The following is a 12,314-nucleotide window of genomic DNA, read 5'->3' on the forward strand; positions in this document are numbered from 1 at the left end:
AAGCAACAAGGCCGGGATACACCCGGCCTTGGAATGATAAGGGGAAACCCCAGATCAGCGTGGCAGGTCGCTAAAGCCCATCAAAAACTCGTCGACAGAACGCGCTGCTTGACGACCTTCACGAATTGCCCACACAACAAGACTCTGACCACGGCGGATATCACCGGCTGCAAACACCTTGGGCACATTGGTGGCATAACCGCCAATGAACTCGGTGCTGGCCTTGGCGTTGCCACGTGCGTCCTTGTCCACGCCGAAGCCTTCCAGGATGGTCGCGACCGGGTTAGTAAAGCCCATGGCCAGCAAAACCAGATCGGCCTTGAGCACCTTTTCAGAGCCCGCGACTTCGATCATCTTGCCGTCTTTCCACTCGACCTGCACGGTCTTGAGACCCGTGACTTTGCCCTTTTCACCGATGAATTCCTTGGTGGAAATGGCAAACACGCGCTCGCAACCTTCTTCGTGGCTGGAGCTGGTGCGCAGCTTCAGCGGCCAGTAGGGCCAGGTCATGGGACGGTTTTCTTCTTCGGGCGGCTGGGGCATCACCTCGAACTGGGTCACGCTGACCGCGCCGTGGCGGTTGCTGGTGCCCACGCAATCGGAGCCGGTGTCACCACCGCCGATGACGATGACGTGTTTGCCATCGGCACGCAGTTGACCCTTGAGCTTATCGCCGGCATTGACCTTGTTTTGCTGGGGCAGGAATTCCATTGCGAAGTGGATACCGTCCAGGTCGCGGCCCGGAACGGGCAGATCGCGCGACTGCTCGGAACCACCGGTCAACAACACGGCGTCAAAGTCTTTCTGCAATTGGGCAGCAGAGATGCTTTCCTTGGCCCAGTTGGTAACCTTGGAAGCAGCACCCGTCTTGGGCATTTCGCCAATCAGCACACCGGTACGGATCGTCACCCCCTCTTTGACCATCTGTTCGGCACGGCGGTCAATGTGGGACTTTTCCATTTTGAAATCAGGAATGCCGTAGCGCAGCAGGCCGCCAATGCGGTCGTTCTTTTCGAACAAAGTCACGTCATGGCCCACGCGCGCCAGCTGCTGGGCAGCGGCCATACCGGCCGGGCCGGAGCCCACCACCGCAACCTTCTTACCGGTCTTGTGTTTGGCAGGCTTGGCCACGACCCAGCCTTCGTGCCAGGCGCGATCGATGATGGCATGTTCGATGGACTTGATGCCCACCGCATCGTCATTCACGTTCAGCGTGCAGGCAGCCTCGCAAGGTGCGGGGCAGATGCGGCCCGTGAACTCCGGGAAGTTGTTGGTGCTGTGCAGCGTGTCAATCGCGGCCTTCCAGTTACCGGTGTAAACCAGATCGTTGAAGTCCGGAATGATGTTGTTGACCGGGCAGCCGTTGTTGCAAAACGGTGTGCCGCAATCCATGCAACGTGCGGCCTGTTTGTTGGCCTGTGCATCGTCCAGCCCGACCACAAATTCCTTGTAGTGTTTGACGCGCTCTGGAACGGGCTTGTAGCCCTCTTCGATACGCTCGAACTCCATGAAGCCAGTGACTTTTCCCATGATTTGTCCTAGTCAGTTGGGGACAGAGCAGATTTGCATTGCAAATCCTGGTCTGTCCCGCAAGGTTGTTTCATTTACTTAGCAGGAACTGCTTCTTTTTTGATAGCTGCTTGCGCAGATTTGGCGGGGGCTTTGGCCACTTTTGGCAAAACCCCAAGTCTGCGTGCATGAATCTCACCCAGAGCACGTTTGTACTCATTGGGAAAAACCTTGACGAACTTGGCGCGCGAGGTGTCCCAGTTGTCCAGCAACTCGCGGGCACGCTTGCTGCCAGTCCAGCGGTTGTGGTCTTCCAGCAGCTTCTTGAGCTGGGCTTCGTCGCTCTCGCCACGGTGCCAGACCGCCTTATCGACGCTGGTTTCCTGTTCCTTGGCCGTCAGCACTCTTTCCAGGCTGACCATGGCGGTGTTGCAGCGTTTGGCAAACTGGCCGTCTTCGTCAAAGACATAGGCGATACCACCGCTCATGCCGGCTGCAAAGTTGCGGCCGGTCTTGCCCAGTACCGCTACCGTACCGCCGGTCATGTACTCGCAACCGTGGTCGCCAGTACCCTCGACCACTGCAGTGGCGCCGGACAGACGTACGGCAAAACGCTCGCCGCCCACGCCGCTGAAGAAGGCTTCACCGGTGGTGGCGCCGTACATCACGGTGTTACCCACGATGGTGTTGCGGATGGCTTCGCCACGGAAGTCGATGCTGGGGCGCACCACAATGCGGCCGCCCGACAGGCCCTTGCCGGTGTAGTCGTTGGCGTCACCGATCAGGTACATGGTGATGCCCTTGGCCAGGAAGGCGCCAAAAGACTGACCGCCCGTGCCTTCGAGCTGGATGCGGATGGTGTCATCCGGCAAACCTTCGGGATGCACCTTGGTCACGGCGCCGGAGAGCATGGCGCCCACGGAGCGGTTCACGTTGCGGGCCACTTCCATGAATTGCACGCGTTCGCCCTTGTCGATGGCGGCGCGGCTCTTGGCGATCAGCACGTTGTCCAGGGCTTTTTCCAGGCCGTGGTCTTGGGTCAGCGTCTGGAAGCGGGGCACATCGGCCGGCACTTGGGGCTGCGCAAACAGGCGGGCGAAGTCCAGGCCCTGGGCCTTCCAGTGTTCGATGCCCTTGCGGGTGTCGAGCAGGTCGGAGCGGCCAATCAGGTCGTCGAACTTGCGGATGCCCAACTGGGCCATGATCTGGCGCACTTCTTCGGCGATGAAGAAGAAATAGTTGACCACGTGCTCGGGCTTGCCGGAGAACTTGGCACGCAACACGGGGTCTTGTGTGGCCACGCCCACGGGGCAGGTGTTCAGGTGGCACTTGCGCATCATGATGCAGCCTTCCACCACCAGCGGTGCGGTGGCGAAGCCGAATTCATCGGCGCCGAGCAGCGCGCCAATGGCGACGTCGCGGCCGGTCTTCATCTGGCCGTCGGCCTGCACACGAATACGGCTGCGCAAGCGGTTCAGCACCAGAGTCTGCTGGGTTTCGGCCAGGCCGATTTCCCAAGGGCTGCCGCAATGCTTGATGGACGACCAGGGCGACGCACCGGTGCCACCGTCGTGGCCGGCAATCACCACGTGGTCGGCCTTGCACTTGGCAACGCCCGCAGCAATGGTGCCCACGCCGATTTCAGACACCAGCTTCACGCTGATACCAGAGTGCGGTGCCACGTTCTTCAGATCGTGGATCAGCTGGGCCAAATCTTCGATCGAATAGATGTCGTGGTGCGGTGGGGGCGAAATCAGGCCCACACCGGGCACGGAGTGGCGCAGCTTGCCGATGTAGTCCGACACCTTGCCGCCAGGCAACTGGCCGCCTTCACCAGGCTTGGCGCCCTGGGCCATCTTGATCTGGATCTGGTCGGCACTGTTCAGGTACTCGGCCGTCACACCGAAACGACCGGACGCGACCTGCTTGATGCGTGAGCGCAAGCTGTCACCGGCGTTCATGGGGATATCGACTTCCACCACGTCTTTGCCGATGATGTCGGCCATGGTCTGGCCCTGCTTGATCGGGATGCCCTTGAGTTCCTGGCGGTAACGCGCGGGGTCTTCACCACCCTCACCGGTATTGCTCTTGCCGCCGATGCGGTTCATGGCAATGGCCAGCGTGGCGTGGGCTTCGGTAGAAATCGAGCCCAGCGACATGGCGCCAGTGGCAAAGCGCTTGACTATTTCCTTGGCGCTTTCCACTTCGTCCACGGGGATGGCCTTGGCAGGATCGATCTTGAACTCGAACAGGCCGCGCAGCGTCAGGTGGCGCTTGCTCTGGTCGTTGATGATCTGCGCGTATTCCTTGTACGTGTTCCAGTTGTTGGCGCGCGTGGAGTGCTGCAGCTTGGCAATCGCGTCGGGCGTCCACATGTGCTCTTCACCGCGCACGCGCCACGCGTATTCGCCACCTGCGTCCAGCGCGTTGGCCAACACCGGGTCATCACTGAACGCCGCCTTGTGCATACGAATGGCTTCTTCAGCAATCTCGAAGACGCCGATGCCTTCCACACGGCTGGGCGTGCGGGTGAAGTATTTGTCGATGGTTTCGCTGTTCAGGCCAATGGCTTCAAACAACTGCGCACCGCAGTAGCTCATGTAGGTGGACACGCCCATCTTGGACATGATCTTGGACAGGCCCTTGCCAATCGCCTTGACGTAGTTGTAGATGGCCTTGTCAGCGCTCAGGTCGCCCGGCAGATCCTTGTGGATTTGGCCCAGGGTTTCCATCGCCAGGTAGGGGTGCACGGCTTCCGCGCCATAACCTGCCAGCACGGCGAAGTGGTGAACTTCGCGTGCCGTACCGGTTTCAACCACCAAGCCTGCGCTGGTGCGCAGACCTTCACGCACCAGGTGCTGGTGGATGGCGGACAGCGCCAGCAGCGCGGGAATCGCCACCTGGCTGGCGCTGACGCCACGGTCGCTGATGACAAGAATGTTCTTGCCACCCTTGATCGCGTCCACGGCTTCGGCGCACAAGGACGCCAGCTTGGCTTCCACACCTTCGTGGCCCCAGACCAGCGGGTAGGTAATGTCCAGCGTGTGGCTGCGGAACTTGCCCTGGGTGTGCTTTTCGATGTCGCGCACCTTGGCCATATCGGCAAAGTCCAGAATCGGCTGCGCCACTTCCAGACGCATGGGCGGGTTGACCTGGTTGATGTCCAGCAGGTTGGGCTTGGGGCCGATAAAGGACACCAGCGACATCACGATGGCTTCGCGGATCGGGTCGATCGGCGGGTTGGTCACCTGCGCAAACAACTGCTTGAAGTAGCTGTACAGCGGTTTGTTCTTGTCGCTCAAGACGGCCAGCGGGCTGTCGTTGCCCATGGAGCCAATGGCTTCTTCGCCAGCGCTGGCCATGGGGGCGATCAGGAACTTCAGGTCTTCCTGCGTGAAGCCAAAGGCTTGCTGGCGGTCCAGCAGGGACACTTCGCTCTCGGATGCAGAAGCAGGCTCACCGCCGCCTTGCACATCGTCCAGTTTGATGCGCAGGTTTTCGATCCACTGCTTGTAGGGCTTGCTGTTGGCGAGATTGGCCTTGAGCTCTTCGTCGTCAATCATGCGGCCCTGTTCCAGATCGATCAGGAACATCTTGCCGGGCTGCAGGCGCCACTTGCGCACGATCTTGTTCTCGGGAACGGGCAACACGCCGGACTCGGAGCCCATGATGACCAGGTCGTCATCGGTGATGCAGTAGCGCGAAGGACGCAGGCCGTTGCGGTCCAGCGTGGCGCCGATCTGGCGGCCGTCGGTGAACACGATGGAGGCCGGACCGTCCCAGGGCTCCATCATCGCGGCGTGGTATTCGTAGAAGGCCTTGCGGCGATCGTCCATGGTGGTGTGTTGCTCCCACGGCTCGGGGATCATCATCATCACGGCCTGGCTGATGGGGTAGCCGGACATGGTCAGCAGTTCGAGGCAGTTGTCGAACGTAGCCGTGTCGGACTGGTCGGCGAAGCTGATGGGGTAGAGCTTTTGCAGGTCGGCACCGAGCACAGGGGACGACATCACGCCTTCGCGCGCCTTCATCCAGTTGTAGTTGCCCTTGACAGTGTTGATTTCACCGTTGTGCGCCACGTAGCGGTACGGGTGGGCCAGTGGCCACTCGGGGAAGGTGTTGGTGGAGAAACGCTGGTGCACCAGGCCCAAAGCGGACACACAGCGTGCATCAGCCAGATCAAGGAAGTAAACACCAACTTGATCAGCGAGCAGCAGTCCCTTGTACACCACGGTACGGCTGGACATGCTGGGCACGTAATATTCTTTGCTGTGCTTGAGCTGCAGATTCTGAATGGCCGCGCTGGCGGTCTTGCGGATCACATACAGCTTGCGCTCCAGCGCGTCCTGCACGATCACGTCGTTGCCGCGGCCGATAAAGACCTGGCGCAGGATGGGCTCTTTTTCGCGCACGGTGGGCGACATGGGCATGTCGCGGTTGACCGGCACATCGCGCCATCCCAGCAGTACCTGGCCTTCGGCCTTGATGGCGCGTTCCATTTCCTGTTCACAGGCCAGACGCGACGCATGTTCCTTGGGCAGGAAGATCATGCCCACGCCATATTCGCCTTGCGGCGGCAAAGTCACGCCCTGCTGTGCCATCTCTTCGCGGTACAACGCATCAGGCAACTGGATCAGGATACCGGCGCCGTCGCCCATGAGTTTGTCGGCACCGACCGCACCCCGGTGGTCCAGGTTTTCCAGGATCTTCAGCGCGTTTTTGACGATGGAATGGCTCTTCTCACCGCGGATATGCGCCACGAAGCCGACGCCACAGGCATCGTGCTCGTTTTCGGTGGAATACAGACCGTGGTCTTTGAGATGTTGGATTTCGGCAGCCGTGGTCATGGCGCTCTCCTGAAAATTACAGTGGAAAGTGAGAATACTGCAATGCAACAAAAGTGCCAAGAAGAATAATAGGGGTCGGATTCCAATTATATGTTGATTATTTTAATCAACAAATAATAAGGGACATATCAAAAAAGATAGCGACTAACGCAATATCGATAAGGGCTAGCGCCCACTTTTATTCACCAACAAGCGTACTGGAGGGGCGCCCGGCAGTGCTTTTGCTCACCCGCCGCAGAGTTTGCTTTTGCAGTTGCGCCACAAAGTCAGCCTCCCCCAAGGCCCAGCCACGCAAGGCCGAGTCAGTCAGTGCGGCCTGCTGCACCGGACTGATGCCGGATTGCACCAATTCCGCGTAGGCAGCTTCGCGGGCAAACGGGGTGTTCCCCAAGGCCCAGACCAGCGGATGGGGGGTCACAAGGCGGTCACTGCGCAAGCCGGCGTAGTGGCCGTAGCTGGACCAGGCATAGTCACGCGCCTGAACCACCAACCCTGCGCGTACCGGGTTCAAGTCCATATAGGCCATGCAGGCCAGCAAATACCGATCCGTCTGAAGCAGAGTCGACCGATAGCGTCCTTCCCACAACGTGCCGGTACGCAGATGGATGTCATTGAAATAACGCACATAACGCCGCCCCACAGCCTGCATCATCTGTGGCAGGCCGGTGTCGGTTTGGGGGGTGAGCAGCAAGTGAAAATGGTTGTCCATCAGCACATAGGCATGGATGGCCACATTGAATTTCCTGCTGTTTTCCTCCATCAGACCCAGCAGCATCTCGCGGTCTGCTGCCGAGGTCACGATGGGCTGCCGGTTGTTGCCGCGCTGGATAACGTGGTGGGGGTAACCGGGCAGGGTAAGACGGGGGAGTCGGGCCATGGCAGAAGGGGGCTGAAGCCCCCGATGCGAATCTGACCCCGATTATCTGTCTACTTGGGCGCGCGGGTCACGCGGACTTTGCTGCCGGTGGTGACGATGATGACCGGATCACCCGCCAGCAGAACTTCAGAGCCCTTGGCCTGGACAATGGCGCGGCGTTCACCGCCTTTGAGTTGAACCAGAATTTCAAACGCGTCTTCTTTGGTGGAAAACCGCTCGATCGCGTTACCTGCAGCGGCACCGGCCACACCGGCCAGCACGCCTAACACTTGGGCCTCGCGCCCCACACTGCTGCCGCTGTAACCGCCAATCGCGCCCACGACACCGCCCACGGCGGCGCCAGCGCCAGTCTGGCTACCGTCTACGGTCACCGTACGGATAGACAGCACCACGCCATCTTCGACTTTGGCCATGCGCTGGGCATCGCCGCGCTGGACGACGTCGGGGCTGCTGGTGGCGCAGGCACCGAGAACGGCGGTCATCGCCAGTGCCAAACTCAAATTAAGAAATTTTTTCATTGCGAACTCCACAAGGCGAAATCTGAAAATACCAACGCGAAACATCAATCGCTTTAACGTTTCAGGCCGGTATTGCGTTGTCCACGCCATTGTCCTCGGGCAATGTAAACCGCGTGTCAAGTAGTGTAAGGAGGCCAAATTCCTGCAGGATGGCTCGCAGGCGCTCCGCAGAACCCCGTTTGCGCTGGCCGGTGTAGCGGGCCAGGATCAGCTCGTTTTTCATGCTGTGCTCCCAACCCACAAGCTCGGTCACCGTCACCTGGTAGCCACGTGCCTCCAGGTACAGACAACGCAGCACATTGGTGATCTGGCTACCCATTTCGCGCGTATGTAAAGGGTGACGCCATAGCTCGGCCAGCGGCGTGCGCGCCAGTGACAGTGCCTTGCCTTGACTCAGGTGGCGTGCCACCTCCGCCTGGCAACAGGGCACCAGCACAAAGGCTTGCGCGTTCTTTTGCAACCCGAAGGCAATGGCATCGTCGGTGGCCGTGTCGCAGGCATGCAAGGCCGTGACCACATCAATGCGCCCCGGCAATTCTTTCGACTGCGCGGATTCGGCCACTGTGAGATTCAGAAAAGACATGCGGTCAAAGTCCAGACGCGCAGCCAACTCACGGGACTTGTCGACCAACTCAGCACGGGTCTCGATGCCATAGATATGGCTTCCCGCCAGATTCTTGAAGAACAGGTCATAAAGAATGAAGCCCAGATAGGACTTGCCAGCGCCATGGTCTGCCAGTGTCAAGCCGGTGCTCTTGGGCGCAGGCAACTCCTGCAACAATTTCTCGATAAATTGGTACAGGTGGTAGACCTGTTTGAGCTTGCGCCTGGAATCCTGATTCAGTTTGCCGTCACGCGTGAGGATGTGCAGCTCTTTGAGCAGCTCCACGGACTGACCGGGACGCACTTCTGCGGCCAGTGCATGGGGGGCGGGAGTTGTGGTCGTGCCCGCTTGGGCCCCTGTTTTACGTTGCTTCATGGGACTATCTTGCCATGCAAGCCGCTGGCGGGTGACTGCAAGCCAAGCGCATCCCACCCCGCATGCCCCAGCGCCTCCAGCGTCTGCATGTTTTTCTCGAAAATCTGTTCGGCGTGGGGAAATGCCTCTACCGCACGGTCAATGCTGTCTTCGCGCAGCAAATGCAGGGTGGGATACGGCGCGCGGTTGGTGTAGTTGGTGATGTCGTCCTCGGCCGTGCCGCCGAACTGGAACTGGGGATGGAAGCTGGCTATCTGCAGTACTCCTTCCAGCCCCTGTGATAGCAAAACACGATCTGCATCATGCAGAAAGTCATTGAAATCGAGAAAATCCTGCAGCATGTCAGGCGCTATCAAAAGCGTAGTATCCCGCGCTGACGCGTCAAGGGCTTGCAGGCTATTGAGCTCATATTCCAGGTCTTGCAACAGCGCCTGCGAATCGCGTGCGGCACTGACCCGGTAGTGGATCTGGCCTTTGACATGCACGCTTTTAGCGAAGGGGCACAGGTTCAATCCGATCACGGCACGCTCCAGCCAGCGCTGCGTCCATGCGATCACCTCGGCGGATGATGCGGGTTCGTTGGTTGTGCTTGGCAATAGCATAAAGGGATCACAGGAGTTCAAACGAGCAGACGGCGACCGGTCAGGCGCTCGTGCTCGCGGGCTGCAAAACGGTCGGTCATGCCGGCAATATAGTCCGCAACCGTACGCATGCCAAAGTGGGCATGCGCACCCTCCAGGCCCTGCCCTGTAACCGTACGGGCGGCAAAACCTGCCTGCATCTCCTGCGGTGCCTGGGAATAGGCGTCAAACAGTTCACGCACGATCTGGCGCGCCAGATCCATGGTCTCTTCCACCTGGGAGTGACGGTATAACTTGCGAAGCAAAAAGCTCTTGAGCACCTGCGTGCCCTCGCGCATCTCGCTCCCAAACGCGACCAGAGGCCCTAACCCGCGCACTGCATCCACGCTATCGGGCCGCGCTTCATCGAGCGCCTGCTGGGTGCAGGCAATGACGTCATAGACTTGGTTGCTGAGCATCAGGCGTATGGTTTCGTACAACAGGCGCCGGGCAGATGCGGGGTCCTCCAGCCGGGCATGTGCGGCCAGCGCTTGCTGGCGAAAGCGCTCAAACAAAGGCACTTCCTGCAACTGCTCCAGTGTGATCAGCCCGGAACGCACACCATCGTCAATGTCATGGGCGTTGTAGGCAATCTCGTCGGCCAGATTGCAGAGCTGCGCCTCCAGACTCGGTTGGGTACGCTCCAGAAAGCGCCGCCCTACTCCGCCCCGGCCATCGGCATACAGCGGCTCATCCGCCTCCAACAACTCCGCATTGGCACGCGAGCAGTGCTTGAGGATGCCCTCGCGGGCCTCAAAACCCAGGTTCAGGCCATCAAATTGCGGATAACGCTCTTCCAGATGGTCCACCACACGCAGACTCTGCAGGTTGTGCTCGAAGCCTCCGAACGGCGCCATACACGCGTTGAGCGCATCCTGCCCGGCATGGCCAAACGGGGTGTGTCCGAGATCGTGCGCCAAGGCAATGGTTTCCACCAAATCTTCGTTCAAACGCAGGGCACGTGCGATGGAGCGGCCCAATTGCGCCACCTCCAACGAATGCGTCAACCGCGTGCGGAATAGATCGCCTTCGTGGTTGAGGAACACCTGGGTCTTGTAGACCAGTCGCCGAAACGCCGTGGAATGCACGATGCGGTCACGGTCGCGCTGGAAATCCGTTCGCGTAGGCGCTGGAGCCTCAGCATAACGGCGGCCGCGCGATAGTGCCGGATCACAGGCGTAGGGAGCCAAGGCCATATTCAAGGAAAAGTGGGCTTTAGCCCTTATGGATACTGCGCAAGCAGCTTCCAAATTGATAGCAATTTCTCATTGCACAGGAATGCAGCAAGCGTCGATGACCTCACGCACCAGCGCATCGGGGGCCGTGCGCACGGCCGCCCGTGCGGGGCCGTCGATCACGACAAAGCGGATCTCGCCGCCTTCGGCTTTTTTGTCCACGCGCATCAGCGCCAGATACCGTCCGGCATTGTCCTGGTTGTCGAGTACCGGGCCCACGGTGGGTAAACCTGCTTTGCGGATCAAGTTTTTGAGTCTTTGCACAAAAGACTGGTCCACCAATCCCAGCCTGTACGACAACTCTGCAGCCATCACCATGCCGCATCCCACAGCCTCGCCATGCAACCATTCGCCATAGCCCAAGCCAGCTTCCATCGCGTGGCCAAAGGTATGCCCAAAATTGAGGATGGCGCGCAAACCGGATTCGCGCTCATCCTGCCCTACCACCCAGGCCTTGATCTCGCAACTGCGCTGCACCGCATGGGCCAGAGCCTGCACATCACGCGCCAGAAGCTGGTCCAAGTTCGCCTCAATCCAGTCCAGAAATTCCAAATCGGCAATGGGTCCGTACTTGATCACCTCGGCAAGGCCGGCACTGAGCTCCCGCGGTGGCAACGTCTTCAGCGTATCCAGATCACACACCACCAGCAGCGGCTGGTAGAAAGCGCCCACCATGTTCTTGCCCAGCGGATGGTTGATGCCGGTCTTCCCGCCGACCGATGAATCCACCTGGGCCAACAAGGTAGTAGGCACCTGCACAAACGGAACGCCCCGCATGTAGCTGGCTGCGGCAAAGCCAGTCATATCGCCAACGACACCACCGCCCAGGGCAAACAATATCGTCTTGCGATCACAGCCTTGCTCCAGCAAGACATCAAAGATCTGGTTCAGCGTTTGCCAGGTTTTGAACCCTTCGCCATCCGGCAGTGTCACGAGATGGACCCGCTCGTACTTCTGCGCAAGAACATCGTGCAGTCGCTGTGCGTAAAGAGACGCAACCGTCGTATTGCTCACAATCAGGGCAGAAGAACCCTTGGGCAATGAGGCGAAAGTATCCGTCTGGTCCAACAGATGCGTACCAATGGCGATGGAGTAACTGCGGTCACCCAGCGCGATAGGGACGGCGTGCAGAAGCGTGGAAGTCATAGCCCCCTAGTTTAGAGGCTCTTGCGAAACCGGTCTGGCCGCTCAGTGCCTCGGCACCACGCCAGCAAGCTCCAACTGCATCACGATCATGTTGACTAACGTGGCCACCGACGGACGCCCTGTCTCCAGAACGAAATGCGCCGCCTCCCGGTACAACGGGTCCCGCTCGGCAAACAGGTCACGCATGCGGGTCAGCGGATCCGCCACTTGCAACAAGGGGCGGTGCACGTCATGCCGCAAGCGCCGATAGAGCTCTTCAGGTGTGGATTTGAGATAGATGACACGCCCCCTGGAGCGCAGATGCTGTCGATTCGCCGACCGCAAGACCGCCCCGCCACCGGTCGACAGAACGCGAGGCGTCTCCTGCGTCAAAGCGTCAATGACTTCCTGCTCAATGTCGCGAAACCGCGCTTCGCCTTCACGCTCAAAAAACTCACGGATAGAGCACCCCAGACGGGCCTCTATCGCGTGATCCGAGTCAACAAAGGGAAGTTGCAGCCGCCGCGCGAGCTGCCGTCCAACCGTGGTTTTTCCTGAGCCGGGTAGGCCGACAAGACTGAATATCAATTTAAAACAATACCCG

General features: G+C 59.6%; 9 protein-coding genes. All 9 read right to left on the bottom strand.

The features are described 5' to 3' along the window. Positions 1 to 54: 54 nt before the first annotated feature. The 9 genes from RS694_RS16290 to RS694_RS16330 all read right to left on the bottom strand — a co-directional run bounded on the left by RS694_RS16290 (position 55) and on the right by RS694_RS16330 (position 12,298). Positions 55 to 1,530: a glutamate synthase subunit beta gene (locus RS694_RS16290; protein WP_076069826.1), complete on the bottom strand. Its 1,476-nt coding sequence runs from the start codon at positions 1,528 to 1,530 to the stop codon at positions 55 to 57. A 74-nt stretch (positions 1,531 to 1,604) separates the two neighbouring features. After that, positions 1,605 to 6,356, bottom strand: a complete 4,752-nt coding sequence (locus RS694_RS16295) for a glutamate synthase-related protein (RefSeq protein WP_076069828.1) — start codon at positions 6,354 to 6,356, stop codon at positions 1,605 to 1,607. 178 nt (positions 6,357 to 6,534) lie between these two features. Continuing rightward, complete coding sequence (locus tag RS694_RS16300) at positions 6,535 to 7,233, bottom strand: transposase (protein ID WP_029707358.1); 699 nt, start codon at positions 7,231 to 7,233, stop codon at positions 6,535 to 6,537. Between the two features lie 50 nt (positions 7,234 to 7,283). Beyond that, the gene (locus tag RS694_RS16305) at positions 7,284 to 7,751 is read right to left on the bottom strand and encodes an outer membrane lipoprotein (protein WP_029707357.1); all 468 of its coding nucleotides are present in this window, start codon (positions 7,749 to 7,751) and stop codon (positions 7,284 to 7,286) included. A gap of 61 nt (positions 7,752 to 7,812) precedes the next feature. Then, positions 7,813 to 8,730 carry a class I SAM-dependent methyltransferase gene (locus RS694_RS16310; protein ID WP_051391849.1) on the bottom strand — a complete coding sequence of 306 codons (918 nt, stop codon included), beginning with the start codon at positions 8,728 to 8,730 and terminating at the stop codon, positions 7,813 to 7,815. Then, entirely contained in the window at positions 8,727 to 9,332 is a 606-nt protein-coding gene (locus RS694_RS16315; protein ID WP_029707354.1) for a DUF1415 domain-containing protein, read from the bottom strand. Before RS694_RS16315 ends, RS694_RS16310 begins: the two co-directional genes overlap by 4 nt. 17 nt (positions 9,333 to 9,349) lie before the next feature. After that, entirely contained in the window at positions 9,350 to 10,546 is a 1,197-nt protein-coding gene (locus RS694_RS16320) for a deoxyguanosinetriphosphate triphosphohydrolase (RefSeq protein WP_029707353.1), read from the bottom strand. A 69-nt stretch (positions 10,547 to 10,615) separates the two neighbouring features. Next, a complete protein-coding gene (aroB, locus tag RS694_RS16325; protein WP_029707352.1) occupies positions 10,616 to 11,731 on the bottom strand; it encodes a 3-dehydroquinate synthase in 1,116 nt (371 codons plus the stop codon). A gap of 42 nt (positions 11,732 to 11,773) precedes the next feature. Further along, a complete protein-coding gene (locus tag RS694_RS16330; protein ID WP_029707351.1) occupies positions 11,774 to 12,298 on the bottom strand; it encodes a shikimate kinase in 525 nt (174 codons plus the stop codon). Between the last annotated feature and the right edge of the window lie 16 nt (positions 12,299 to 12,314).

Source organism: Rhodoferax saidenbachensis (assembly GCF_001955715.1).
GTDB lineage: Bacteria > Pseudomonadota > Gammaproteobacteria > Burkholderiales > Burkholderiaceae_C > Allorhodoferax > Allorhodoferax saidenbachensis.

Coding starts and splice junctions, on each gene's coding strand:
- RS694_RS16290 (WP_076069826.1), bottom strand. CDS start 1,530: ATGGGAAAAGTCACTGGCTTCATGGAGTTCGAGCGTATCGAAGAGGGC.
- RS694_RS16295 (WP_076069828.1), bottom strand. CDS start 6,356: ATGACCACGGCTGCCGAAATCCAACATCTCAAAGACCACGGTCTGTAT.
- RS694_RS16300 (WP_029707358.1), bottom strand. CDS start 7,233: ATGGCCCGACTCCCCCGTCTTACCCTGCCCGGTTACCCCCACCACGTT.
- RS694_RS16305 (WP_029707357.1), bottom strand. CDS start 7,751: ATGAAAAAATTTCTTAATTTGAGTTTGGCACTGGCGATGACCGCCGTT.
- RS694_RS16310 (WP_051391849.1), bottom strand. CDS start 8,730: ATGAAGCAACGTAAAACAGGGGCCCAAGCGGGCACGACCACAACTCCC.
- RS694_RS16315 (WP_029707354.1), bottom strand. CDS start 9,332: ATGCTATTGCCAAGCACAACCAACGAACCCGCATCATCCGCCGAGGTG.
- RS694_RS16320 (WP_029707353.1), bottom strand. CDS start 10,546: ATGGCCTTGGCTCCCTACGCCTGTGATCCGGCACTATCGCGCGGCCGC.
- aroB (WP_029707352.1), bottom strand. CDS start 11,731: ATGACTTCCACGCTTCTGCACGCCGTCCCTATCGCGCTGGGTGACCGC.